The 25,656-nt window shown below is 64.4% G+C and carries 22 protein-coding genes; 5 read left to right on the top strand and 17 right to left on the bottom strand.

The genetic code is table 11. The features are described from left to right. Both V9L18_RS11570 and pgl read left to right on the top strand, forming a co-directional pair. Positions 1-207 (top strand): OpcA/G6PD domain-containing protein (locus V9L18_RS11570; RefSeq protein WP_337347311.1); only part of this gene is annotated, 207 nt, incomplete at its 5' end. Beyond that, entirely contained in the window at positions 197-1,015 is an 819-nt protein-coding gene (pgl, locus tag V9L18_RS11565; protein WP_337347310.1) for a 6-phosphogluconolactonase, read from the top strand. The genes V9L18_RS11570 and pgl, both read left to right, overlap by 11 nt. Here the strand turns inward: pgl and V9L18_RS11560 are convergent. From V9L18_RS11560 to V9L18_RS11485, 16 genes are all read right to left on the bottom strand, one after another. Continuing rightward, positions 968-1,363: an RNA polymerase-binding protein RbpA gene (locus V9L18_RS11560; RefSeq protein WP_337347309.1), complete on the bottom strand. Its 396-nt coding sequence runs from the start codon at positions 1,361-1,363 to the stop codon at positions 968-970. The genes pgl and V9L18_RS11560 overlap by 48 nt on opposite strands. A gap of 114 nt (positions 1,364-1,477) precedes the next feature. Further along, on the bottom strand, positions 1,478-1,735 hold the full coding sequence (gene secG, locus V9L18_RS11555) for a preprotein translocase subunit SecG (RefSeq protein WP_337347308.1): 258 nt from the start codon (positions 1,733-1,735) through the stop codon (positions 1,478-1,480). Between the two features lie 51 nt (positions 1,736-1,786). After that, positions 1,787-2,602 carry a triose-phosphate isomerase gene (tpiA, locus tag V9L18_RS11550; protein WP_337347307.1) on the bottom strand — a complete coding sequence of 272 codons (816 nt, stop codon included), beginning with the start codon at positions 2,600-2,602 and terminating at the stop codon, positions 1,787-1,789. A 101-nt stretch (positions 2,603-2,703) separates the two neighbouring features. Next, the gene (locus tag V9L18_RS11545) at positions 2,704-3,930 is read right to left on the bottom strand and encodes a phosphoglycerate kinase (RefSeq protein WP_337347306.1); all 1,227 of its coding nucleotides are present in this window, start codon (positions 3,928-3,930) and stop codon (positions 2,704-2,706) included. Between the two features lie 10 nt (positions 3,931-3,940). After that, positions 3,941-4,951: a type I glyceraldehyde-3-phosphate dehydrogenase gene (gene gap / locus V9L18_RS11540; protein WP_337347305.1), complete on the bottom strand. Its 1,011-nt coding sequence runs from the start codon at positions 4,949-4,951 to the stop codon at positions 3,941-3,943. A gap of 262 nt (positions 4,952-5,213) precedes the next feature. Then, positions 5,214-5,840, bottom strand: a complete 627-nt coding sequence (locus tag V9L18_RS11535) for a superoxide dismutase (protein WP_056339769.1) — start codon at positions 5,838-5,840, stop codon at positions 5,214-5,216. Positions 5,841-5,978: 138 nt separating this feature from the next. After that, positions 5,979-6,959, bottom strand: a complete 981-nt coding sequence (gene whiA / locus V9L18_RS11530) for a DNA-binding protein WhiA (RefSeq protein WP_066284919.1) — start codon at positions 6,957-6,959, stop codon at positions 5,979-5,981. A gap of 9 nt (positions 6,960-6,968) precedes the next feature. Continuing rightward, positions 6,969-7,988: a gluconeogenesis factor YvcK family protein gene (locus V9L18_RS11525; protein ID WP_337347304.1), complete on the bottom strand. Its 1,020-nt coding sequence runs from the start codon at positions 7,986-7,988 to the stop codon at positions 6,969-6,971. Continuing rightward, positions 7,988-8,911, bottom strand: a complete 924-nt coding sequence (rapZ, locus tag V9L18_RS11520) for an RNase adapter RapZ (RefSeq protein WP_337347303.1) — start codon at positions 8,909-8,911, stop codon at positions 7,988-7,990. The genes V9L18_RS11525 and rapZ overlap by 1 nt, the downstream gene beginning before the upstream one ends. A gap of 71 nt (positions 8,912-8,982) precedes the next feature. Then, on the bottom strand, positions 8,983-10,989 hold the full coding sequence (gene uvrC, locus V9L18_RS11515) for an excinuclease ABC subunit UvrC (RefSeq protein ID WP_337347302.1): 2,007 nt from the start codon (positions 10,987-10,989) through the stop codon (positions 8,983-8,985). 55 nt (positions 10,990-11,044) lie between these two features. Then, positions 11,045-11,713, bottom strand: coding sequence for a lysophospholipid acyltransferase family protein (locus tag V9L18_RS11510; RefSeq protein ID WP_337347301.1), 669 nt, complete (start codon positions 11,711-11,713; stop codon positions 11,045-11,047). Next, positions 11,700-12,416 carry an HAD hydrolase-like protein gene (locus V9L18_RS11505; protein WP_337347300.1) on the bottom strand — a complete coding sequence of 239 codons (717 nt, stop codon included), beginning with the start codon at positions 12,414-12,416 and terminating at the stop codon, positions 11,700-11,702. The genes V9L18_RS11510 and V9L18_RS11505 overlap by 14 nt, the downstream gene beginning before the upstream one ends. Positions 12,417-12,506: 90 nt before the next feature. Next, a complete protein-coding gene (uvrA, locus tag V9L18_RS11500; protein WP_337347299.1) occupies positions 12,507-15,434 on the bottom strand; it encodes an excinuclease ABC subunit UvrA in 2,928 nt (975 codons plus the stop codon). A 45-nt stretch (positions 15,435-15,479) separates the two neighbouring features. Then, positions 15,480-15,860: a GntR family transcriptional regulator gene (locus V9L18_RS11495; RefSeq protein ID WP_337347298.1), complete on the bottom strand. Its 381-nt coding sequence runs from the start codon at positions 15,858-15,860 to the stop codon at positions 15,480-15,482. After that, complete coding sequence (locus V9L18_RS11490; RefSeq protein ID WP_337347297.1) at positions 15,857-17,752, bottom strand: ABC transporter ATP-binding protein; 1,896 nt, start codon at positions 17,750-17,752, stop codon at positions 15,857-15,859. The genes V9L18_RS11495 and V9L18_RS11490 overlap by 4 nt, the downstream gene beginning before the upstream one ends. After that, entirely contained in the window at positions 17,749-19,497 is a 1,749-nt protein-coding gene (locus V9L18_RS11485) for an ABC transporter ATP-binding protein (protein WP_443197947.1), read from the bottom strand. The genes V9L18_RS11490 and V9L18_RS11485 overlap by 4 nt, the downstream gene beginning before the upstream one ends. 340 nt (positions 19,498-19,837) lie before the next feature. Here V9L18_RS11485 and V9L18_RS11480 point away from each other — a divergent pair, with 340 nt between their 5' ends. The 3 genes from V9L18_RS11480 to V9L18_RS11470 are packed head-to-tail and all read left to right on the top strand — an operon-like array spanning position 19,838 to position 24,286. Beyond that, entirely contained in the window at positions 19,838-22,384 is a 2,547-nt protein-coding gene (locus tag V9L18_RS11480; RefSeq protein ID WP_337347296.1) for a DEAD/DEAH box helicase, read from the top strand. A gap of 20 nt (positions 22,385-22,404) precedes the next feature. Then, the gene (locus tag V9L18_RS11475) at positions 22,405-22,905 is read left to right on the top strand and encodes a GNAT family N-acetyltransferase (protein ID WP_337347295.1); all 501 of its coding nucleotides are present in this window, start codon (positions 22,405-22,407) and stop codon (positions 22,903-22,905) included. Further along, positions 22,898-24,286 (top strand): alpha/beta fold hydrolase, encoded by a 1,389-nt coding sequence (locus tag V9L18_RS11470; protein WP_337347294.1) that lies wholly within the window; start codon positions 22,898-22,900, stop codon positions 24,284-24,286. The genes V9L18_RS11475 and V9L18_RS11470 overlap by 8 nt, the downstream gene beginning before the upstream one ends. On the opposite strand, the gene V9L18_RS11465 is transcribed toward V9L18_RS11470, so the two are convergent. Continuing rightward, positions 24,272-25,612 (bottom strand): MFS transporter, encoded by a 1,341-nt coding sequence (locus V9L18_RS11465; protein WP_337347293.1) that lies wholly within the window; start codon positions 25,610-25,612, stop codon positions 24,272-24,274. The two genes, V9L18_RS11470 and V9L18_RS11465, sit on opposite strands and share 15 nt — an antisense overlap. Positions 25,613-25,656 lie beyond the last annotated feature (44 nt).

Here is a 25,656-nt window from a genome sequence, read left to right as displayed (position 1 = left end):
GTCCAACTCTTCCGCCCCGGACTCTCCATCGCCGAACTCACCCAACCAGGCCAACCCGCCCAACGCATCTCCCTGCCACGCCGCAGCCTCCGCGACTGCCTCGCCGAAGAACTCCGCCGCCTCGACCCCGACGAGGTCTTCGGAGAAGTGATTACTATTGGACTGCCACGTACAAATCTAAGGAGCGTCCGACCCAGTGAGCGTTGAGCCAAGAGTAAGCATTCATCCTGATTCGTCCGTCCTGATGGCTGCCATCGCAGCCCGCCTGATCACCAAACTCGTTGATGTACAGGACAAACACGGTGAAGCCACCGTGGTCCTGACTGGCGGCACGGTGGGCATCGGTACCTTGAAGGCTGTTGCTGACTCCCCGGCTGCGCCCGCGGTCGACTGGTCGAGGGTGAACTTCTGGTGGGGTGACGAGCGGTTTGTTGCCGCTAACGACGCCGACCGGAACACCAAGCAGGCGTTCGACGCACTGCTGTCCCACATCCCGGTGGATCCCGCCAGGATCAACCAGCCGGCGTCGTCCGACGATTTTGACACTCCGGAGGAGGCCGCAGAAGATTACGCACGCAGGCTTCGGGAAGCAGCCCAGGCCGAACATGCTGCAGACATGTCGGATGACCGTCCGGACGAGCCGGGCATTCTTCCGCGGCTGGATGTTGTCCTGCTGGGCGTTGGGCCCGACGCGCATGTGGCATCCCTGTTTCCGGAGCAGGGCGGTATCCGGGAGAAGTCGCTGACCGTGGTCGGTGTGCGCAACTCCCCCAAGCCGCCGCCGATGCGTATCTCACTGACGCTGCCTGCCATTAACACGGCAGCCGAAGTCTGGATGGTAGTCGCAGGTGAGGACAAGGCCGGTGCGGTGGGCCTGGCCCTGGCCGGTGCAAACCCGGTACAGGTCCCTGCAGCCGGCCCGAGGGGCACCGCCCGGACTTTGTGGCTTATCGACGAGAACGCAGCCTCACGTGTCCCGCAGCAGCTCGTCCGCAAGGACGCCGCGGGCGCGTAGCCTTTCGAGCGCTCCGGCCAGGACGTCTTCGGCGTCCTGGTCGGAGCGTCTTTCTTTAACGTATTCGAGGTGGCTCTTGAAACCCTCGTCCGGGATGTCCAGGCCTGCGGCTTCGCTGCCGTCCCTGGACGCCGGGGCGCCACACCTTCGGCAGTCCCACATCACCGGGATCTGGTCCTCCGGAAGTTTGATAAACACGGGGGTGGTCTCGTGTCCCTTGGCGCACCAGTAGGACACGCGGATACGAGGGAGACTTTCACCGTGAAGGTCTTCGGACTGGTGCCTGGGGCCGGCTCCCTCCGTGACACCCACACGGGTGCCGCGGAAGCCTGAAGCAGTATGTACCATTCGGGACTCCTGACCGCTTAAACGAAACTGTGGCTGTTGGGAGCCAACAGCCACAGTTTAGTTCGCAGTTTCCCCTGGCGGCAGTGCCGGACGGGGATCAGTTGCTTCCGGACCTCAGGAGTCGCCGGAGCCGCTGAACCTCATGATGAGGCCGAGGGCGATGATGACAATGCCCCACGTGACGCCCAGGATGATCGTGAACCTGTTCAGGTTCCGTTCCGCAACACCGGAGGAACTCAGTCCGGAGCTCATGCCGCCACCGAACATGTCCGACAGGCCACCGCCCCGTCCTTTGTGCAGGAGGATGAGCAGCGTCAGCAGAAGGCTGGTGATGCCCAGGAGAATCTGCAGAATGACATGAAGAACGTCCACGACGGCCTTTCGGAAGATTGGGAATTACGGGAGCTTACGCTGCGTACTGGACTAATCCGTCAGCAGGTGACTCTCGAACCTGACAATATTAGCAAACTCAGCGGGGTCGAGGCTCGCGCCGCCCACCAACACGCCGTCGACGTCACGTTCCTTGAGGATTGCGGCAACGTTGCTGGCCTTCACGGAGCCGCCATAGAGGAGGCGAATCTTGGCAGCGACGTCGTCACCGAAAATCGTGGCCAGTTCGGCACGGATGGCGGCGCACATTTCCTGTGCATCTTCCGGGCCTGCCACCTCTCCAGTGCCGATGGCCCAGACGGGCTCGTAGGCCACAACAAGCTCGCTGGCCTGTTCCGGCGTGAGGCCTGCGACGTCGGCGCGGAGCTGGGTCAGCGTGTGCTCGACGTGGGTACCGGCCTGGCGGATTTCGAGGCCTTCACCGACGCAAAGCACGGGGACGATGCCGTGCTTGTACGCCGCCTTGACCTTGGCGTTGAGGACCTCGTCCGACTCCAGGTGGATGGTGCGGCGTTCACTGTGGCCCACAAGCACGTACTTGCAGCCGAGCTTGCCCAGGAACTGGCCGGAGATGTCCCCGGTGTACGCTCCGGAATCGAACTGGGACAGGTCCTGTGCGCCGTAGGCAACGTCCAGTTCATCGCCCTGGACGAGCGTCTGCACGCCGCGAAGGTCCGTGAACGGCGGGAAGACAGCAACCTCAACCCGGTTGTAGTCGTGCTTGGCGTCCGACAGGGTCCAGGCCAGTTTCTGCAGGAGGGTGATGCCCTGGACATGGTCCATGTTCATCTTCCAGTTGCCTGCGATGAAAGGCGTACGGTCAAAAGAGCCATTCGTTGACGTAGTCACGTATTCTCCAAAAGTTCTGAGGATGTATTCGGCCGGCAGGGAACCCGCAGGCTCCCTGCCGGCCGGAGGACTTGGCAGTCCAAGTTGGCAGGCGTGATGACTTAGCGGTCCAGGACAGTCAGTCCGGGAAGGTCCTTGCCTTCAAGGTATTCCAGGCTGGCGCCGCCGCCGGTGGAAATGTGTCCGAACTGGTCATCGGAGAAACCGAGCGTACGGACGGCGGCAGCGGAGTCCCCGCCGCCCACCACGGTGAACGCGTCGGCTTCGGTCAGGGCCTGCGCTACCGCCCGGGTACCGCCGGAGAAGGCCTCGAATTCGAAGACACCCATGGGGCCGTTCCAGAACACGGTCTTGGCGCCCTTGATCCGGTCCGCAAAAGCTGCGGCGGAGTCGGGTCCGATGTCCAAGCCAATTCCCTGGGCACCAAAGCTGCTGCCCTCGATGCCGTCCGCCGGGACGGTCTCGTGATCGGCGTCGGCGGAGAACTTGCTGGCCACCACGATGTCAGTGGGAACAACAAACTCGGTTCCGGCGTCGGCTGCCCGCTTCAGGTAGTCCTGGACAACCGGGATCTGGTCCTCCTCGAGGAGGCTTCCGGCCACTTTGTGGCCTTCTGCGGCGAGGAAGGTAAACAGCATGCCGCCACCCACCAGGATGGTGTCAGCCTTGCCAATGAGGTTGTCAATGACGGCGAGTTTGTCGGAGACCTTGGAACCGCCGAGCACCACCACATAGGGACGCTGTGTGTCGGCCGTGAGCTTGCGCAGCACCTCCACTTCGGTGTGCACGAGGTCACCCTGGAACGACGGAAGCCGGGTGGCGACGTCATACACGCTGGCGTGCTTGCGGTGCACAGCGCCGAAAGCATCATCAACAAAGGCGCCGTTGTCACCGGTAAGGGAGACCAGTTCATCCGCAAAGGCGGCGCGTTCGGCGTCGTCCTTGGAGGTTTCGCGGGCGTCAAAGCGGACGTTCTCCAGGACAAGCGCCTCACCGTCCTGCAGTGCAGCGGCTTGTTCCTTCGCGGAGCTGCCAACGGTGTCGTCGGCGAGGGAGACCTTGAACCCTGCGAGTTCAGCCAGCCGGGACGCGGCAGGCTTGAGGGAGTACTTCTCTTCCGGAGCGCCCTTGGGCCGTCCGAGGTGGGCTGTTACCAGCACGCGGGCACCGGCGTCCGTGAGCTTCGTCAGGACTGGAAGGGAGGCCTTGATCCGGCCGTCGTCAGTCACTGTAGAGCCGTCGAGCGGCACATTCAGGTCACTTCTGACAAGAATGTACCGCCCGCGGACACCTTCAGCGATCAGTTCGTTGAGGGTGTGAAATGTCATGTGTCTAACCCTAGCCCAGCTTGGATGCGACGAGCTCCGTCAGGTCCACGAGGCGGTTGGAGTAGCCCCATTCGTTGTCATACCAGGAAACAACCTTGACCTGGTTGCCGATGACCTTGGTCAGCCCTGAGTCGAAGATGGACGACGCGGGGTCACCCACGATGTCCGAGGAAACGATCGGAGCGTCCGTGTAGGTCAGGATGCCCTGGAACGCGTCGGAGTCGGCAGCCTTCTTCAGCGCAGCGTTGACTTCCTCAACGGTGGTCTCGCGGCCAACGGTGACGGTGAGGTCGGTTGCGGAGCCAGTGGGGACCGGGACGCGGATGGCGTAGCCATCCAGCTTGCCCTTGAGCTCCGGGAGGACCAGGCCGATTGCCTTGGCCGCACCGGTGGAGGTGGGGACCATGTTGATGGCGGCGGCACGGGCACGGCGGAGGTCGTTGTGCGGTCCGTCCTGCAGGTTCTGGTCGGCGGTGTAGGCGTGGACCGTGGTCATGAGGCCGCGCTCGATGCCGAACTCGTCGTTGATCACCTTGGCCAGCGGGCCGAGGCAGTTGGTGGTGCAGGACGCGTTGGAGATGATGTGGTGCGCAGCGGAGTCGTAGAGCTCGTGGTTGACGCCCATCACGATGGTGATGTCCTCGTCGGATGCCGGAGCGGAGATCAGGACCTTCTTGGCGCCTGCGTCAATGTGCTTCTGGGCGGCAGCGGCCTTGGTGAAGAAGCCGGTGGACTCGATGACGATGTCGACACCAAGCTCCCCCCACGGGAGGTTGGCCGGATCGCGCTCGGCGAGGACCTTGATGATGTTGCCGTTGACAACGATGTTTCCGTCCTTGACCTCGACGGTTTCGGTCAGGCGGCCGCCGACGGAGTCGTACTTGAGCAGGTGGGCCAGGGCCTCAGGGCTGGTGAGGTCGTTGACTGCAACGATCTCGAGGTCCGCACCCTGTGCGAGTGCTGCGCGGAAGTAGTTGCGGCCGATACGGCCAAAGCCGTTGATACCAATACGGGTCGTCACTTTTTCAGTCTCCTTGGTGCTTGCTTAAGCACAACTAGTTGAGCGGGCGTTCAAGCCAACTAACAGATCCCGCACGCCATTGGGCAGAGATGATTAACAGATTGGAGGGCGACCAGCCACGTTGCTGAAGGCTAACCGCCTTCCGTGATCCATCTTACGTTTAAGTAGGTCCGCCCCCGCAAGTGCGGGGGCGGACCTTCCACATTCCGGCCCTAAAGCGCCTAAATGTGAAGTTTGTTACAGGCAGATGTTGCGCCGGTCACTACGGGAGGGTGATCAGTCCCGTGGCGTTGGTGCGTGCTGCGTCGAACCGCTTGGCGACGTCGGCCCAGTTCACGATGTTCCAGAAAGCCTTGACGTAGTCAGCCTTGACGTTGACGTAGTCCAGGTAGAAGGCGTGCTCCCACATGTCAAGCATCAGCAGCGGGGTGGTGCCCAGTGCCACGTTGCCCTGCTGGTCGTAAAGCTGCTCGATGACCAGGTTTCCGCCGATGGGCTCGTAGGCCAGGAAACCCCAGCCGGAACCCTGCAGGCCGAGCGCTGCAGCGCTGAACTGGGCGCGGAACGCGTCAAAGGAGCCGAAGGCGTCGTCGATGGCCGCAGCCAGTTCGCCTTCGGGCTTGTCGCCACCGTCCGGAGACAGGTTGTTCCAGAACACCGAGTGGTTGATGTGGCCGCCGGTGTGGAATGCGAGGTCCTTGGAAAGGCGGTTGATGTTGGCGAAGTCGCCCTTGTCGCGCGCCTCTGCCAGCTGGGCCAGGGCGTTGTTGGCACCTGCAACGTAGGCAGCGTGGTGCTTGCTGTGGTGCAGCTCCATGATGCGGGCAGAGATGTGCGGCTCAAGGGCGGCGTAGTCGTAGCTGAGTTCAGGCAATACGTACTCGGTCACAAGATCCTCCAATGTCGTGGACTGACTGTCCGGTTGGTAACTCTCTCGGATTGTGCATCCGGATGGCGGGCATCCGGAAGATTGCTGCGGCGGAGATGGCGGGCATTTCCGTCACATGGTCTTGATTCTAGGGGGCTGCTACTCGTCCAGCATTTCCGGCGTCACATTGGCGTCCGTCCCGGGGATGCCAAGGTCAAGGGCACGTTTGTCGGCCATGGCCAGCAGCCGGCGGATCCGCCCGGCGATGGCGTCCTTGGTCATCACCGGATCCGCCAGGCGGCCAAGTTCATCCAGGCTGGCCTGCTTGTGGGCGACCCTGAGCTCGCCGGCATATTTGAGGTGGTCCGGAACGTCGTCCCCCAGGATCTCCAGCGCACGGTCGACCCGTGCCCCGGCGGCCACGGCGGCCTGTGCGGAGCGCCTGAGGTTGGCGTCGTCGAAGTTTGCCAGCCGGTTGGCCGTGGCGCGGACTTCCTTGCGCATCCGGCGTTCTTCCCAGACCATGAGTGCGTCGTGGGCGCCCATGCGGGTCAGGAGGGCAGCGATGGTGTCGCCGTCGCGGATGACCACGCGGTCCACTCCCCGGACTTCCCTGGCCTTGGCCTGGATACCCAGGCGGCGGGCCGCCCCGACGAGTGCCAATGCCGATTCCGGCCCAGGGCAGGTCACTTCCAGGGACGAGGAACGGCCAGGTTCGGTGAGGGATCCGTGGGAGAGGAAGGCGCCGCGCCACACGGCTTCGGCGTCCGCTGCCGATCCGTTAACGACGGCGGAGGGCAACCCCCGTACGGGCCGGCCACGGCCGTCCAGGAGCCCGGTCTGCCGGGCCAGCGCTTCGCCGTCGCGCACAACCCGGACAACGTAGCGGCTGCCCTTGCGGAGCCCGCCACCGGAGACGACGATGATTTCGCTCTGGTGTCCGTAGACTTCCGCGATGGCGGCCCTGAGTCGCCGTGCCGTGGACGCCAGGTCCACTTCAGCCTCGATCACGATCCGGCCGGAGATGATGTGCAGTCCGCCGGCGAACCGGAGCATCGCGGAGACCTCGGCTTTGCGGACCGATGATTTCTTGATGTCCAAACGGGACAGTTCTTCTTTGACCGATGCTGTCAGTGCCATGGCACCTTCCTAACTGTTCCCAAAAATGTCGTGGTACGCCGTTGCCAGACGCAAGGGGTCATGGACGGGTCGGCGGCCCGACGCCCCTACTTTACCCAAGACGACCTCGGCACCGATCATCCCGGCTGCCTTTTCGAACTCCTGCCTGTCAGGAACGGAGGCCGGATCGGCGAGCACGACGTCGACGCTGAAGTCCGGGGCGTATTTGCGCAGGGCGTGGAGGTGGTCGGCAGCGGTCATACCGGATGTCTCTTTGGTGTCCGTGGCCAGGTTCATGGTCAGGCACCGTTTGGCGGCTGTCCCGCACAGCGCCTGCCGCATTTCAGGCAGCAGCAGGTGCGGCAGCACGGAGGTGTACCAGGACCCTGGGCCGAGGATCACCCAGTCGGCGAGCTCGATGGCGGTCAGAGCCTCAACGCAGGCGGGCGCTGCCTCGGGGAGCAGCCTGACGTGTTCCAGCGAACCGGCCACGGCACAGCGCGCCTGGCCGACAATGGTCTGCAGTGCCGACGTGCCATCCGGGGACGCGAGGCGGATGTCGCCTTCAATCGTGAGCGGGACGGTGGACATCGGCAGTACCTGGCCGCGAGCCCCCAACAGCGCGCCGGCCCATTTCAGTCCGGCGACGGCGTCGCCCAGCAGTTCCCAGAGTGTGACGATCAGCAGGTTGCCCATGGCGTGCTCGTCCAGTGAGCCGCCACGGCCCTCCCCCGGCCGGAAGCGGTGCTGCATCACGTCGCGCCAGGTTCGGCCCCAGTCGGTGTCGTCACATAGCGCGGACAGTGCCATGCGCAAATCCCCGGGCGGCAGCACGCCGTACTCTTCGCGCAGACGCCCGGACGAGCCGCCGTCGTCCGCCACTGTGACGATCGCGGTGAGCTCGGAGGTGAGCAGCCGCAAGGCGGAGAGGGAAGCGAACAGGCCGTGGCCACCCCCGAGTGCAACGACGGTGGGGCCTTTGTCCTTCTGGCTGGATCCCGTTCCGCCAGAAGGCGGAACCAGAGGCAGCGGGCCGGTAAGCATCCCCATTACTCGCGGCCCAGGTCCCGGTGGGTGGTTGTCACGGTGACCCTGGGATATTGGGCCAGTTTCTTGGAAAGTTCGACGGCGACGGCTACAGACCTGTGCTTGCCACCCGTGCAGCCGACGGCGATCGTGGCGTAGTGCTTGTTTTCCCGACGGTAGCCGTCGAGGACAGGTTCCAATGCCAGCACATAGCGGTCCACAAAATTCTTAACCCCCTCGGCCTCCAGCACGTACTCGCTGACGTCCTTGTCCAGCCCCGTATGGGGGCGCAGTTGGGGCACCCAATGCGGGTTCGGAATAAAGCGGACGTCGGCCACGTAGTTGGAATCGACCGGAAGGCCGTATTTGAAGCCGAAGCTCATGACGTTGAGCCGCAGGGCCACCGGGCCGGTCTCGCTGAAGAGTTCGGTGATGGCCGTGGCCAGGCCATGGACGTTGTAGGTGGACGTGTCCAGCACGACGTCGGCGCTGTCGCGCAGTTCCGTCAGCAGCTCACGTTCGGCTGCTATGCCGTCGAGGATCCGGCCGCCTTCCTGGAGGGGATGCGGCCGGCGGCCCTGTTCGAAGCGGCGGACCAGGACGTCGTCGTTCGCGTCCAGGAACAACACCCGGAACGTGACACCGCTGGCGGCCAGCGCGCCGAGGGCGGCGCGGATATCGGCGAACAGACCCTTGCTGCGGACGTCCATCACAACGGCCAGCCGGGGAATGGACTGGGGCGCGTGCGAGACCAGTTCCGCGAGGGTTCCCAGCATCTGCGGCGGAAGGTTCTCCACGACGTACCAGCCATGGTCCTCCAGCGCGTCCGAAGCCGTGCTGCGTCCCGCCCCGGACATCCCGGTGACCACCAGCAGTTCCGCTTCGAGGGGCTTGACCGGCGTCAGCCCGTCCTGCTCCGTCCCGGATCCCGCCGTCGAGTCTGCCATTGATTCCGCCCCGTTCCTGTCCTCATGTTGGCGGGGAACCGCAAAGGCGGAATCCCCGACCTTTACCCTAGCTAAGTTTCAAGGATTTCGCCGGTGGCCATGTTCACTGCCGGGACCAGGTCGGCAGTCTCGGCGTCGGAGCCGAAGTGGGCAACAATGGCAGCAGCCAGCGCCGGGCCGATGCCCTTTGCCTCCGAAAGCTCTTCCGCAGAGGCCGCCTTGACCCCCTTGACCGAACCGAAATGGTCCAGCAATGCTTTGCGCTTGGACTCACCCAGCCCCGGCACGCCATCAAGTGCGGAGACCGTCATGGCCTTCCCGCGCTTCTGGCGGTGGAAGGTGATGGCGAAGCGGTGGGCCTCATCGCGGATTCGCTGCAGCAGATACAGCCCCGCCGATGTCCTGGGGAGGATCACCGGGAAATCGCTGTCCGGCAGCCAGACTTCCTCAAGGCGTTTAGCCAGGCCCACGACGTAGACGTCGTCGATGCCGAGGTCGGCGAGGGCGCGGGCGGCGGCGTTGACCTGGGGCTTGCCGCCGTCGACCACCACCAGGTTGGGCGGATAGGCGAACTTTGCCTTCGGAGCAGAGGTAGTGGTGTCCAGTACCGCCGCGTCTCCGGCGGCATTGAGCGCAGCTTGGTGCCCGGAAAGGGCAGAAGCTTCCAGCTGTGCCGTTTTGTCCGTGAGGTAGTGCCTGAAACGCCTTGTCAGGACGTCGTGCATGGCGGCGGTGTCGTCGGCGGCTGCGTCGCCGGTAACGGAAAACTTTCGGTAATCGGACTTTTTGGGCAGCCCGTCCTCAACCACCACCATGGAAGCCACCACATTGGTGCCTTGGACGTGCGAGACGTCATAGCATTCGATGCGTAGGAGCGCCACGGGCAAGTCCAGTGCTTCCTGAAGCTCCTGGAGCGCCTGGGAGCGGACCGTGAGGTCACCGGCACGCCGGGTTTTGTGCAGTTTGAGGGCATGCTCGGCGTTCTCGCGGACCGTGGACATCAAGGCAGCCTTGTCGCCGCGCTGGGGTACCCGGATGTCGACTTTGGCGCCCCGCAGCCCGCCGAGCCATTGCGTCAGCTCGGTGTGGTTGCTGGGGACAACAGGGACCAGCACTTCCCTCGGGAGCCGGCCGTGGCTGTCGCCGTCCTCGCCGTAGACCTGCTGCAGCAAGTGCTCAACAAGATCCGGAAGAGTTGAATCCTCGACCTTTTCGACCACCCAGCCCCGCTGGCCGCGGACGCGGCCGCCCCGGACGTGGAACACTTGCACGGCGGCCTCGAGCTCGTCCTCGTGAAGTGCGAAGACGTCGGCATCCGTGTCCTCCGCCAGGACCACTGCATTCCGCTCGAAGACTTTGCGCAGTGCGGCGATGTCATCACGCAGCCGTGCGGCCCGCTCATAGTCGAGCTCCGCCACGGCGGCAGCCATTTCCTTTTCGAGCCGGGAGATAAAGCGCTTGGCCTCGCCGCCCATAAACGCGCAAAAGTCCTCAGCCAGGTCCCGGTGGTCCTCCGGGGAGATGCGGCCCACGCAGGGCGCCGAGCATTTGTCGATGTAACCAAGCAGGCACGGCCGGCCACTTGCCTGGGCCCTCTTAAGGACACCGGCTGAGCAACTGCGCACCGGGAACACACGCAGGAGGGTGTCCATGGTTTCCCTGATGGCACCGGCAGTGTAAGGGCCGAAGTAGCGGGTGCCTTTTCGCCTGTCACCCCGCATGACCTGGACCCTGGGCAGCTTTTCGCTCATGGTGAGGGCCAGGTACGGGTAGGTCTTGTCGTCCCGGAAGACCACGTTGAACCGGGGCTTGAACTCCTTGATCCAGGTGTACTCGAGCTGCAGGGACTCCAGTTCGCTGCCCACTACGGTCCACTCCACGCTGGACGCCGCGTGCACCATGGCATAGGTCTTGGGCAGCAGGCCGGCCGGGTTCGCGAAGTAGGAATTCAGCCGTGACCGGAGGCTTTTGGCTTTGCCGACGTAGATGACCCTGCCGTGGGGGTCACGGAACCTGTAGACCCCCGGGTTGGTGGGAATTTCTCCCGTTTGGGGCCGGTAACTTGCTGGATTTGCCACCTATCCAGTCTACTGAGGCGGCGCGGCGGCTTGTGCCACCTGAAGCACGCGGCTCCTAATCCGTTGCTTTGCTCTGGTTGTAACTGGTGGAGCGTTCCTGCCCGCTGAGTTCGGCAATCGCATCCATGATGCGGTCAGTCACCTGGCGGCGGGCGGGAAGGGAGTGGTCGGGGCCGGTCTTGTCGAAATAGAGCGGCTCACCCACCTTCATGGTGAAGTGATGCGGCTTGAAACCCTTTTCACCCGCCGGCTGCAGGTTCTCCGTGCCAATCAGGCCGACGGGGACTACGGGGGCTCCGGTTGCCAGCGCAAGCCAGCCCACGCCGGTGCGCCCGCGGTAGAGGATTCCGTCCCGGGACCGTGTGCCTTCCGGGTAGATGCCGATGCCCTTTCCGTCCTCCAGGATGTCCATAAGGGTTTTGAGCGCCTGGACGCTTGCTGCCTGCTCGCCGCGCTCCACGGGGATGGACCCCACGGACTCGAAGAAAGATTTCATGACCTTTCCCTTGACGCCACCCGTGGTGAAGTACTCGGCTTTGGCGAAGAAGGCCACAGGCCGCGGCATCAGTGCCTGGACGATGACGCTGTCAAAAAACGAGAGGTGGTTCGGCGCCACAATGAAGGGCCCCTCTTTGGGGACGTTTTCAAGGCCGACGACGGTGGGCCGGCAGGTACCCGCGACGAGCCCGCGAAAGGTCCAGCGGACCGCCTCAAACAGTGCCATCGTTGTGCACCTCACTCATAGCTGCGGTGTGGATGGCTTCCAGCCGTTCGATGGCCGCCACCAGGTCCGGGGCGGTGTCCACGACGGCGACTGCGCCTGCGTTCTCCAGCTCGCCGTTGGGAGCGAATCCCCAGCTCACGCCGATGCAGTCAAGGCCGTTGGCGATAGCACCTGCCACGTCCTGGGCCCGGTCACCCACCATGACGGCGTGCTGGGTGGTGAGGTCGCCCAGCGCCGCGGCAATAATCCCTGCCTTGCCCACCGGACCCGCGGCGGCCGCGGACTCGTCATCGGCTGAACCCCTGATGAAGCTGAACTTGCCGGCAATACCGTGGTGCTGAAGGACAATTCGGGCCAGGCCCTCAGGCTTCTGGGTGGCCACAGCCACCGGACGGCCTGCGGCTGCGAAGCTGTCCAGCACATCCAGGATTCCCGGGTAGAGCCGGCCCTGGGCAATGCCCTGCGCCAGGTAGTACTGCCGGTAGAGGCGGATGACGTCATCGAGCTTGTCCGCCGGAACCTGCGCCACGGTCAGGAGCGAGTCGCTCAGTTTGGGACCGATCATCGCGTCCAGGAGCTCCTGGCCGGGGACCGGGAGCCCCAGCTCCCGGAGGGCCGAAGCGATTCCGTCTGTTATCCCACCGGCCGGATCGACAAGAGTGCCGTCCAGGTCGAAGATCACGGGCACTGTTGTTTGAGTCACCGGCTTAGTTTCTCACGACACCTGTCCAGCCTGAAACTCGCATACCCGTCAGGGAATATTTCGGGAATGCTTCGGCCGGCGCCGACGCCGTTAGCCCAGAATTTCAGCGAGGAACGCTGCCGTGTGGCTCTCCGTCGATTTGGCTACCTGTTCCGGGGTTCCGGTGGCCACGATCTGGCCGCCGCCCGAGCCGCCGTTCGGGCCAAGGTCCACAATCCAGTCGGCGCTCTTGATGACGTCCAGGTTGTGCTCGATGGTGATGACGGTATTGCCCTTGTCTACGAGGCCCTGCAGAACCATCAGGAGCTTGCGGATGTCCTCGAAGTGCAGGCCCGTGGTGGGCTCGTCAAGGACGTAGACGCTGCGGCCGTTGGACCGCTTCTGCAGTTCCGCCGCCAGCTTGACCCGCTGGGCCTCGCCACCGGAGAGCGTTGTGGCAGGCTGTCCCAGGCGTACGTAGCCCAGGCCGACGTCCACCAGCGTGTTCAGGTGCCGTGCGATGGGCGAGAAGGCGGCAAAGAACTCCGCCCCTTCCTCGATGGGCATGTTCAGGACATCGGCGATGGTCTTGCCCTTGTAGTGGACTTCCAGGGTTTCCCGGTTATACCGGGCACCATGGCAGACCTCGCAGGGCACATAAACGTCCGGGAGGAAGTTCATTTCGATTTTGAGCGTGCCGTCGCCCGAGCAGGCTTCGCAGCGTCCGCCCTTGACGTTGAAGGAGAACCGGCCCGGAAGGTAGCCGCGGACCTTCGCCTCGGTGGTCTCCGCGAACAGCTTGCGGATGTTGTCGAAGACGCCGGTGTAGGTGGCCGGGTTGGACCGCGGGGTGCGGCCGATGGGGCTCTGGTCCACATGCACCACCTTGTCAAGGTGCTCCAGGCCCTGGACCAGCTTGTGCCGGCCGGCCACCTGCTTGGCTCCGTTGAGCTTGTTGGCCAACACCTTGTAGAGGATTTCGTTGACGAGTGTGGACTTGCCTGAGCCGCTAACGCCGGTCACGGCCGTGAACAGGCCCAGCGGGAAGGCGGCATCCACGTTGACCAGGTTGTTTTCCCGGGCGCCCACAACCTTGAGCTCACGCTTCTTGTCGTACTTGCGGCGCTTTTTGGGCACCTCGATCTGCTTTCGGCCGGACAGGTAGTCGCCCGTCAGCGATTCCGTGTTCTTGAGCAGGTCCTGGTAGGACCCGGAGTGCACCACCTGGCCGCCGTGCTCGCCGGCGCCGGGTCCGATGTCCACGATCCAGTCCGCCACGTGGATGGTGTCCTCATCATGCTCAACCACGATGAGGGTGTTGCCCATGTCCCGCAGCCGGGTGAGGGTATCGATCAACCGGCGGTTGTCCCGCTGGTGCAGCCCGATGGATGGCTCGTCGAGGACGTAGAGCACGCCCACGAGCCCCGATCCAATCTGCGTGGCCAGCCGGATTCGCTGCGCTTCGCCGCCGGACAGAGTTGCGGACGGGCGCTCCAAGTTCAGGTATTCCAGCCCCACGTCCAGCAGGAAGGTCAACCGGGCCTGGATTTCCTTGAGCACCTGATGTGCGATTTGTGCTTCGCGGCCGGTCAGCACCAGGTTGTTCAGGAAGTCCGCACAGTCGCGCATCGGCAGGGCGGCGACGTCGGCGATGGACTTGCCGTTGATGAGGACCGAGAGGGAGGCGGGGTTCAGCCGCGCCCCGTTGCAGGCGGGGCACGGAATCTGCCGCATGTATTCTTCGTAGCGGTCGCGGGCCCAATCGGAGTCCGTTTCGCCATGCTTGCGGTGGACGTACTGGATGGCGCCTTCGAAACCGGTGCTGTATTTTCGCTCCCGGCCAAACCGGTTTTTGTACTGGACCACCACTTTGTGGTCCTTGCCGTGCAGGACCGTCTGGCGGACGTCGTTGCCCAGCTTCTCCCACGGTGTCTTCATGGAGAATCCCAGTTCCTTCGCCAGGCCTTCCAACAGCCGGTTCCAGTACTCAGTGGTAGCCGTGCCCAGGGACCATGGGGCGATGGCACCCTCGGAGAGGGAAAGCTCCGGGTTGGGGACAATCAGTTCCTCGTCCACTTCGAGCCGGGTGCCGATGCCGCTACAGGCGGCGCAGGCGCCAAAGGGATTGTTGAAGGAGAAGGAACGGGGTTCGATCTCGTCAATGGCAAGCGGGTGCTCGTTGGGGCATGCCAGGTTCTCGGAGAACGCGCGCAGCCGGCCGGGGTCATCGGCGTCCAGGTCCACGAATTCTGCCAGTACGCGTCCTTCGGCGAGGCCGAGGGCTGTCTCGATGGAATCTGTCAGGCGCTGGCTGATGCCTTCCTTGACCACCAGCCGGTCCACCACTACCTCGATGGTGTGCTTGAACTGCTTGCCCAGCTTCGGGGCGTCACTGAGCTGGACCAGTTCACCGTCCACACGCGCCCGCGAGTAACCCTTCGCTGTGAGTTCCTTGAACAGTTCCACGAATTCGCCCTTGCGTCCGCGAACAACCGGGGCGAGGACCTGGAAGCGAGTTCCCTCCTCGAGCTCCAGCAACTGGTCCACGATCTGCTGCGGCGTCTGCTTGGCTACGGGCTCGCCACACACCGGGCAGTGCGGCCGGCCCACCCTGGCCCACAGCAGGCGCATGTAATCGTAGATTTCGGTGATGGTCCCCACGGTGGACCGCGGGTTCTTACTGGTCGATTTCTGGTCGATGGAGACTGCGGGCGAGAGTCCTTCGATGAAGTCGACGTCGGGTTTGTCCACTTGCCCCAGGAACTGCCGGGCGTAGGCTGACAGCGATTCGACGTAACGCCGTTGCCCCTCGGCGAAGATGGTGTCAAAGGCAAGGGAGGATTTCCCGGAGCCCGACAAGCCGGTGAAGACGATCATGGCATCGCGGGGAAGGTCCAGGTCCACGTTGCGCAGGTTGTGTTCGCGCGCACCCTTCACCACCAGGCGGGAGAGGTCCGGACGTACAGGCTTGACGATGGACTTTTCAATGGTGGCGGGCACGGACTCGACTGCTGTTTCTTCAGCTACGGCTTTAGGCACCCACTAATGCTAATCGAAAACTTCTTCGAATATCCATGCAGCGTGCTACTCAGCATCGTAAGCGGCCGCGAGGAGCTGTACGGCTTCTGCGAACGATGCCCCCTGTGCCCGGGCAGCGGACGCGTACGTAGCCGCCGCGGCGGAGAGGGTTCCCCAGCGTTCGTCCCGCGCGCAGACAACCGTACCGTTCCTCCCCCTGGTGGCAACCACTCCAGCCGCCTCGAGTTCCTTGTAGGCGCGGGCGACGGTATGAGGGGCGACGTCGAGCTGACTTGCGAGGCTCCGCACCGCCGGAAGCCTGGTGCCCGGCGGCAACGCTCCGCTGTCCGCCAGCTTGATCACTTGCAGTCGGAGCTGTTCGAAGAGCGCCACCGTGCTGCCCTGGTTCGGCTTCCATTCCCCGGGAAAGGGCGACGCCGCGGTCAAATGCCCGCCTCCAATGCACCGGCGCCCATGGCGTCAGCCTCCAGCGGCCGACTCTCCAAGGGAGGGAGGCTTGCGGCCTCTTCCTTGGCGTCACCGTTCTTGCGTCCATTGGGGTGGCCAGCGAACTGGGCAGCGTAAAGCCGGGCGTAATAGCTGTTGGCGGCCAGCAGGCTGTGATGCGTGCCTTGCTCCGCGATGCGTCCGTGGTCCATGACCAGAATTAGATCAGCGTCCCGGACTGTGGACAAACGGTGCGCGATGACAAAACTGGTTTTCCCGCGCCGGAGCCTCTGCATGGCCTGCCGGATCAGCACTTCGGTCCGGGAATCCACGGAACTGGTGGCTTCGTCGAGGATCAGCACGCTCCTGCCCGCCAATTGGGCGCGGGCAATCGTAACCAGCTGGCGCTGGCCCTGGCTCAGCGGGTCCCCTCCGTTGTGAAGCATGGTGTCGTAGCCAGCGGGCAAGGACCGGACGAAGTGGTCCACGTGCGTGGCCTCCGCGGCGGCAACGACCTGGTGCTCCGTGGCTCCGAGGCGCCCATATGCGATGTTTTCCCGGATGGTGCCGGCGAAAAGCCAGGCATCCTGAAGGACCACGCCAAAGGCTGAGCGCAGAAGATCCCGGGGCATGGCCGCGATATCGGTTCCGCCTATGGTGATGCGCCCTGACCCTAATTCGTAGAACCGCATCAGGAGGTTGACCACTGTGGTCTTTCCGGCGCCGGTGTGGCCTACGATCGCCACCGTCTGGCCTGGTTCTACCGCGAAGGACAGGCCGCGCACGGCGTGGACCCGCTCGCGATAGCCGAACGTAACGTTATCGAAGACGATGCGGCCGGCCGGTTCTGTTGTTGACTGTTTCGCCCGGCGTTCCGAAGGCAGCTCCACGGCGTCGAGGAGGTCGAAAACCCGCCCTGCGGATGCCATGCAGGACTGGATGACGCTCAGCAGGCCGCCGATCTGGCCCACGGGCTGCGTAAAGAGCCTGCTGAATTGGATGAAAGCCTGGATTCCGCCGATGGTCATTGCTCCGGCAGTGACCTGCAGCGCTCCCACGACGGCAACTGCGATGTAATTGAGGTTGGCCACCAGGATCATCAGCGGCTGGACCAGGCCCGACGAGTATTGGGCCTTGGTCGCAGCCCTGGCCAGGCGGTCGTTGCTGGCAGCAAACACAGCAGCTGCCTGTTCCTGGTAGCCAAAAGCCTTGATGACCTCATGCCCCGTGATGAATTCCTCGACGTGCGCGTTCAGTTCGCCTGTCTCGGTCCATTGCCGGGAGAAATGCGATTGGGACCGGCGCGCCACCAGCACGGTAATCACCGTGGAGAGCGGAACGGACAGCAGGGCTATGCAGGCGAGGAGCGGCGAGATCCAGAGCATCATCGCCAGTGCGCCGCACAGCATCAGGACCGACATGATCAATTGGGTGAGGGCCTGGCTAAGGGCCTGGGCGATGTTGTCGATGTCATTCGTGGCCCGGCTGAGGACGTCGCCCCGCGACTTTTCCTGGAAGTAGGTTGACGGCAACCGGTTCAGCTTGTCCTCCACCGCGGCCCGCAGGCGGTACATCACGCCCTGGACGGAGCTGGCCGTAAGTGAGCCCTGGATCCAGTTAAATAGCGAGGCGCCGACGTACATCAGTGAGACTGCCCCGAGCACGCTGCCCAGTGCACGCGAGTCTAGGGTGCCGGCCATCACTCCCTCCACCACGATGTCCGTGGCGTCGCCCAGGTACTTAGGGGCGGCAACATTCAGCCCGGCAAAAAGGCAGGTCGCGGCAATGGCGCCGGCCATGGCCCACCGGAAGGGGTTCAGCAGTCCGAGCAGCCTGCGGGCAGTGGGCCAGAAACGCAGCCCCGCCTCCCCACCCGGCAGCGGCGCGGTCATGGCATGTCCCCCAACGCCAACTGGGACCCTGCGATCTCACGGTACGTTGGGGAAGTTTCCAGCAGCTCACCGTGCGTACCCCGGGCCACCAGGCGGCCGTCGTCGAGCACCAGTACTTGGCCCGCACCCGCGACAGTGGAAATCCGTTCGGCCACGATAATCACGACGGCGTGTCCCAGCGCCGTTTCAAGGCGGTCGCGCAACCGGGCTTCAGTATCAAAATCCAACGCTGAGAAGCTGTCATCAAAGAGATAGAGGGGCGCGCGGCGAAGCACCGCCCTGGCAACGCACAAACGCTGGCGCTGGCCGCCGGAGAGCGTTGTTCCCCCCTGGCCCACCGGAGCCTGGAGCTGCAGTGGAAGTTCCCGCACGAATTCCGCCGCCTGGGCAGTCTCCAGCGCGTCCCAGAGCTCGGCATCTGCCGCGTCCGGGGCCGCGACCCTCAGGTTGTCGGCGATGGTCCCGGTAAAAAGGTGGGACCGCTGCGGCGCCAAGGCGATGTTCTGGCGGAGGACATCCAGTGGCATGGACCGGATGTCCCGTCCCGCGAGGGTGATGTGGCCGGACGTGGCGTCAAGAAAACGAGGCAGCAGGTTGATCAGGGTAGATTTCCCGCTGCCCGTCGAACCCACAATTGCGGTGATGCTGCCCTTCCGGGCCGTGAAGGAGACCGCTTCCAGTACCGGGGCCTCGGCGCCGGGGTAGGAGAACGAGACGTCGCGGAAGGCGAGATCACCGCCGTCGAACGCTGGCCGGTCGGTGCCTGTGGGGACTTCCGGGCGACGGTCCGCGACCGAAGGGGAGGTGTCAAGAACGGCCCGCAGCCGCTCGGCACACACGGCAGCCCGGGGCCCGGTCATCAGGACATACATGGCCATCATGATGGCCAGCAAAATCTGCAGAATATACGCGATGAAAGCTGTCAGGGCGCCGAGCTTCATGTCACCGGCCTGGACCCGGTGTCCGCCAAACCAGATAACGGCGACCGAGGAAAGGTTCACGACGATCATGATCAGCGGCAGCATGCCTGCCACGAGCAGGGCAGACTGGAGGTTGTTCCGTGTCAGCCTGCCGTTCGCCTGCGCAAAGCGCTGGGTCTCGTGGTCCTGCCGGACGAAGGCCCTGATGATGTTCGCGCCGATGATCTGTTCCCGCAGCACTTCGCCGGTCCGGTCCAGGAGCTCCTGTCCATCACGGTACAGCGGAACCAAGCGGCGCACGATGACGTACATGATGGCCATCAGCACCGGCACCACCACAATGACGACCGAGGAAAGCGCCACATCCTGCTGCAGTGCCAGGACGATCCCGCCCGCGCCCATGACCGGTGCCGCTACCAGCATGGTGAAGACGAGCACGGCGAACGATTGGATCTGCAGGGTGTCGTTGGTGGTCCGGGTCACCAGGCTCTGAGCGCCGAAGGACGCGACTTCCTGGGATGAGAGCGATTGGATTTTCCCGAAAACCTCCTGGCGCAACTGCGCACCGAGCTGCATTGCCACTACGGCCCCAAGATACCCGGCCGCCAGGGCTGCCGCCGCCTGAACAACCGCAATGGCGGCCATGACTGCGCCGAGCCTGAGAATGACATTGGTGTCGCCAGGGACGATGCCGTCGTCGATGATGGCGGCATTGACGGTGGGCAGCAGCAGGTTGCCAAGGGTTTGGACCAACTGCAGGAAGACGATGGCTGCGACAGCGACCTTGTGGGCGGCGAGCAGCCGGATCATCAAGCCGATAAGCACTGCACCTCCACAAGTCGTCTGGAGGCCAATCGGGAACAGGATGCCCCTCCCCCAACAGCCGCTCCGTCATTGTAAGCCACATCACATTCGTTCTGTTGTCACGCGGCGTGACGCGTGCCGTAAGCAATCTACAGGGAATGGAATTCCAGGCCTAGGCGTTTTTCCGGGCTACCGCGAAGATTCTTCGGAACGGGAACGCTGTCCCTTGTTCCGTGGATGGTAGGCCCACCATGTCCGTATCCTCGAATGTCTCCATGGTCTGTTGTTCGCACCGGTACCGCGAGCCTGGCCCGCCCTCGCCAGGATCTGCGGCGGCTCCCGGGCACTAAGCTGGAAAGCAATGAAACTCGTTGACCAGCTGCCCGTCCTGCCCGCCTCAAACCCCACGGGTGCAGGCATTGACCCGGACGCGTTGTACACACAATTCCTGGAATGGACCGAAAGCCGCGGGCTTGCCCTGTACGCTGCCCAGGACGAGGCCATCATGGAACTCGCCACGGGCGCCAACGTCATCCTCGCCACGCCCACTGGTTCCGGAAAATCGCTCGTCGCCATCGCAGCGCATTTCCAGGCAATGGCGCGGGGGCAGCGCAGCTACTACACAGCGCCAATCAAGGCACTTGTCTCGGAGAAGTTCTTTGCCCTGTGCGACATTTTCGGCGCCGAGAATGTTGGCATGATCACCGGTGATTCGGGCGTGAACCAGGACGCACCCATCATCTGCTGCACGGCCGAGATCCTGGCGAACATCGCCCTCCGCGAAGGGGCAGGTGCGGACCTTGGCGCCGTGATCATGGACGAGTTCCATTTCTACTCGGATCCCCAGCGCGGCTGGGCGTGGCAGGTGCCGCTGCTGGAGCTTCCCCAGGCCCAGTTCCTCCTGATGTCCGCGACGCTGGGCGACGTCAGCCGGTTCGAGGACGGCATCACCGAACTCACCGGCAGGCCCACCACCACCGTCAGTTCCGCCGAGCGTCCCATCCCGCTGCACTACTACTACCATCAGACGCCGGTCCACGAGACCCTTGAGGAACTGCTGTCCACCAGGCAGGTTCCTGTGTATGTGGTGCACTTCAGCCAGATCGAGGCGATCGACCGCGCCCAGACCCTGATGAGCATCAACGTGTGCACCCGCGAGGAGAAGGACAAGATCGCGGAGCTGATCGCCAACTTCCGTTTTGCCGCAGGCTTTGGCAAGACCCTCAACAGGCTCGTCAGGCACGGCATCGGCGTCCACCATGCGGGCATGCTGCCGAAGTACCGGAGGCTCGTTGAACAGCTTGCCCAGGCAGGTCTGCTAAAGGTGATCTGCGGAACCGACACGCTGGGCGTGGGTATCAACGTGCCCATCCGCACCGTGCTGCTCACGGCTTTGAGCAAGTACGACGGCGTACGCACCCGGCTGCTCAACTCACGTGAGTTCCACCAGATTGCCGGCCGGGCAGGACGCGCAGGTTATGACACCGCCGGGACGGTAGTGGTTCAGGCGCCGGAGCACGTGACGGAAAACGTGAAGGCAATGGCCAAGGCCACGGCCAAGTTCGGCGATGACCAGAAGAAACTCCGCCAGGTGGTCAAGAAAAAGCCGCCGGAAGGTTTTGTGTCGTGGGGTGAGCCTACGTTCAAGCGCCTGGTCGAGTCCGTCCCCGATCCCTTGAACTCAAGCTTTAGCGTGACCCACGCGATGCTGATGAACCTGATGGAGCGTCCGGGCGACCCGTTCCAGGCCGCCCGGCGGCTCCTGACCGAGAACCACGAATCCCGGTCATCACAGCTCCAGCTCATGAAAAGAGCCCTGGGGATCTACCGGGAACTGCTTGCCGCGGAGGTAGTGGAACGCATTCCGGTGGCGGAGCAGGGCGCTGACGGCAGGACCGTCAGGCTCACCGTCCACCTTCAGGCCAACTTTGCGCTGAACCAACCGCTCTCGCCGTTCGCCCTCGCTGCACTGGAACTGCTGGATCCGGAGTCGCCGTCGTACGCCCTGGACGTAGTGTCCGTGATTGAGGCGACGCTGGAGAAGCCCCGGCAGATCCTGTCCGCCCAGCAGAAGAAGGCACGCGGCGAAGCCATCGCCGCCATGAAGGCCGACGGCATTGAGTACGACCAGCGCATGGCCATGCTGGAGGAGGTCACGTATCCGCAGCCGCTCGCGGAGCTCCTGGGTGAAGCCTTCGAGGTCTATCGCAAGGCTGCGCCGTGGGTGGGCGACTTTGAGCTGGCACCGAAGTCCGTGGTCCGGGACATGTACGAGCGTGCCATGAACTTCGGCGAATTTGTCCAGTTCTACGGGCTGGCGCGCTCCGAAGGCATTGTCCTTCGCTACCTCGCCGACTGCTTCAAGGCGTTGCGCCAGACCGTACCGCAGGATCTCCTCCGCGAGGACCTCGAAGATCTCATCGCCTGGCTCGGCGAACTGGTCCGGCAAGTCGATTCGAGCCTGCTGGACGAATGGGAGGAACTGACGTCCGGGGCAGCGCCCACACCGCACGATGCACCGCCTCCCCCGCCGCCGTCGCTGACATCCAACATCCGGGCCTTCCGGGTGATGGTGCGCAACGAAATGTTCCGCAGGGTGGAACTGTTCGCCGATGAGGACGCCGCAGCGCTGGGCGAGCTCGACGGCGGTGCGGGCTGGGATGCCGAGCGTTGGGAGGACGTCCTGGACGACTACTTCGACGAGCACAACGACATCGGTACCGGGCCTGATGCCCGCGGCCCGGGCCTGCTGATCATCACCGAGGAACCGGGGCTGTGGAAGGTCCGGCAGATCTTTGATGACCCGGCACGTAACCACGACTGGGGAATTTCTGCGGAGGTGGACCTGGCCGCGTCCGACGAAACCGGCACGGCAATGGTCCGAGTGACAGACGTCAACCGGCTCTAGGGCCCTAGTAAACTCGGACCATGAGTGTAATCCGCCCGGCAACCCGGCACGACGTCCCCGCGATCCTGCAGATGATCCACGAACTGGCCATCTACGAGAAGGAACCGGACGCCGTCCGCAACACCCCGGAAAAGCTGGCCGAGGCCCTTTTCGGGGACAATCCCCGGGTGTTTGCCACCATGGCCGACAGCGCGGCGGGCGAGGTCCAGGGGTTTGCGCTGTGGTTCCTTAACTACTCCACGTGGGAAGGTGTGCACGGCATTTACCTTGAAGACCTCTATGTCAGCCCGCACGCCCGTGGTGAGGGGCACGGCAAGGCGCTCCTGCAGCACCTGGCCGCCACCGCCGTCGAAAACGGCTACGCCAGGGTGGAGTGGAGCGTCCTGGACTGGAACGAGCCCTCCATCAACTTCTATCGGGGCCTCGGGGCGCGTCCTATGGACGGCTGGTCCACGTTCCGGCTGACTGGTGACGCCCTGGAACACTTCGGCAGCAGCACAGCAGCGGCCATCCATGGCTGAGCGGGCCGCCACGGCCGCGAGGACCAAAACGCCGGTCCGGCACACGGTACGGGCGCGCCATGAATTCCGTGGCATGCGCACCGCCGAGCACTACTTCACTGTCCCGCTGGATCATTTCGGGACGGGGACAGGTACCGGGGAGCCGGCGCCCGCCACGGGTGGGACTTCCCCGGAGACCATCACGGTGTTTGCCCGTGAGTACGTCTCGACAGCCCACACCGAGGCTGAAGCGGAAGAACTGCCCTGGCTGCTGTTCCTCCAGGGCGGCCCAGGTGGCCGGGGCAACCGGCTCGCGTCACTGGGCGGCTGGAACAAGGCGGCGGCCAGGGATTTCCGGATCCTGATGCTGGACCAGCGCGGAACCGGGCTCTCCACCCCCCTTGACCGGAACACGCTGCCGTTGCACGGAACGGCTGAGGAGCAGGCGGGCTATCTTGAGCACTTCAGGGCGGATTCGATCGTGGCCGACGCGGAGCTCATCCGTGCTGCCCTCGGCTCTGGCCCCTGGAGCATTTATGGCCAAAGCTACGGCGGATTCTGCGCCCTCACCTATCTGTCGTTCGCGCCCGAGGGGCTCAAGGAAGCGCTGATCACTGGTGGGCTGGCCCCGCTGTCCGGCCACGCGGACGACGTCTACAGGGCCACCTTCCGTCGCGTCGCCGAGCGCAACACCGAATATTTCAGCTGGTACCCGGAGGACCGCAGGACGGTGGAAAGAATTGCCGCCCACCTTCGCAAGAACAAGGAAATCCTGCCCGACGGCAGCCGCCTCACCGTAGAACGGTTCCAGATGGTGGGCGCCTTCCTGGGCGGCAACACCAGGGTGGATGGCCTGCACTACCTGCTGGAGGATGCGTTCACCGGGTCACCGAACGGGGCCAGGCTCTCCGATACGTTCCTTGAGCAGGTGCAGGGTATTGTGTCCCGCCTGGCCAACCCCCTCTATGCACTGATGCACGAATCCATCTACGGCCAGGGGCGGGCCAGCGACTGGGCGGCTTGGCGCGTGCTCGAGGAGTTCCCTGAGTTCGGTCCTGATGCCCAGCCCCTGCTGCTGACGGGGGAAATGGTCTACCCGTGGTACTTCGAGCAGGATCCGGCGTTGCAGCCGCTACGGCAGGTCGCCCAACTGCTGGCTGCCAAATCGGACTGGAAGCCGCTGTACGATTGCACGCAGTTGGCCGCCAACAGCGTCCCGGTTGCCGCCGCGGTCTACCGTGACGACATCTACGTGGATCGCAGCCTTTCCTTGGAAACGGCGGCCGCCGTCCGCGGCCTGCAGGTCTGGGAGACAGCCGACTTCCATCATGACGGCATTGCGGACGACGGCGAGGCCATCTTCGGCCGTTTGCTCGGTATGGTGCGTTCAGCCCGGCACTGACTTGCGTCGCTGCGCCAGGAGTGTCACGGAGGCAGCCGCCAGGACCGCCGCCCCTACTACGGCGCCCACCAGGTTCAACCCCAAGTAGCCCGCCCCGCTAAGGACCAGGCCAGACGTTGCCCCGCCAACCGCCCCGGCGGCTCCCATCAGCATGTCGGACACGCCTTGGACCATCACGCGGGACTCCTGGCCGACGCTTTCGGCGAGGAGAGTGGAACCGGAAATGGTGGACGCAGACCAGCCCACACCCAGCAGCACGAGCCCCACGGCAACTGCCGCCGTGGACGCTTGGCCGAACCCGGCCACCGCGACAGCCGCGATCAGTGTGGCGAAGCCGATCATGATCGTCTCTGTCCTGCCGGCCTTGTCTGTCAGCCAACCCATCACTGGCGATAGGGCAAACATCCCCGCGATGTGCAGGGAGATCGTGAACCCGATGATTACCAGCACATCGCCCGTGGCGGCGTGCCCGGCATGGCCAGGCCCTGCGACGAGTTCCTGCAAGTGCAGCGGCGTCATGGACATCACCCCCACCATGACCGCATGGGCACCGACGACGGCGGCCAGTGCCAGCCACGCTGCCCTCGACTGGCGGATTGCACGCATGCCGCGGACGAGTGAACCGCCGCTCCGGGCCTGTGCAGGCGGAGCCTGGAGAGTCACCGGCGGCTGGCCGGCCCCCTGCTGAGCGACGAGCTCCCGGGCCAGGAGGAGGGGGTCAGGCCTCAGGCCGGCAAACAGCATCACCGTCGCCACAAGGAGGCCCGCTGCAGAAATGACGAAAGGACCCGCAATGGGAGGCAGCCCGAGTGCCTGGCCCACCACCGCACCCGGCTGGACCAGGTTCGGCCCGGCGACAGCTCCGACGGTGACTGCCCACACTACGGCGGACAGCGCCCTGCCACGGTGCTCGGCATCAGCGAGGTCGACGGCGGCGAAGCGCGCCTGGAGGCTGGCTGCGGTGCCCACGCCAATGCCCGCGGCCCCCAGGACGAGAAGGATGAATTGCCCGGACACCACGGCAAGCACCATCAGGACCGTGCCCAGCAGTGCCGCGGACAGCCCCGTGACCTGGCCGATCCGGCGGCCCCGACGGTCTGCGAGGGAGGCAAGCGGCAGCGCGGCCAGCGCTGCGCCGAGCGTCATGACGGTGGCAACGGAGCCTGCCCAGGCCGTGGAGCCTGAGAGTTCCACGGCAAGGATGGAGCCGATGGAAACGGTGGCCCCCGTGCCGATGCCGGCGAAAACCTGGGCCACGCTCAGCAGCGTCACGGTGCGCCTCTGCACCTGGCGCACTCCACTTTCGGTCATCACAGTGCCAGCCATGGTCCGAGCATAGTCCTCGGCGGCCCGGTCCTACAGTGCCAGTT

The sequence above is a fragment of the Pseudarthrobacter sp. CCNWLW217 genome (assembly GCF_037203985.1).
GTDB lineage: Bacteria > Actinomycetota > Actinomycetes > Actinomycetales > Micrococcaceae > Arthrobacter.
The sequence above is the reverse complement of the archived record's forward strand: the minus strand, read 5'-3'. Positions and strand labels throughout refer to the sequence as shown.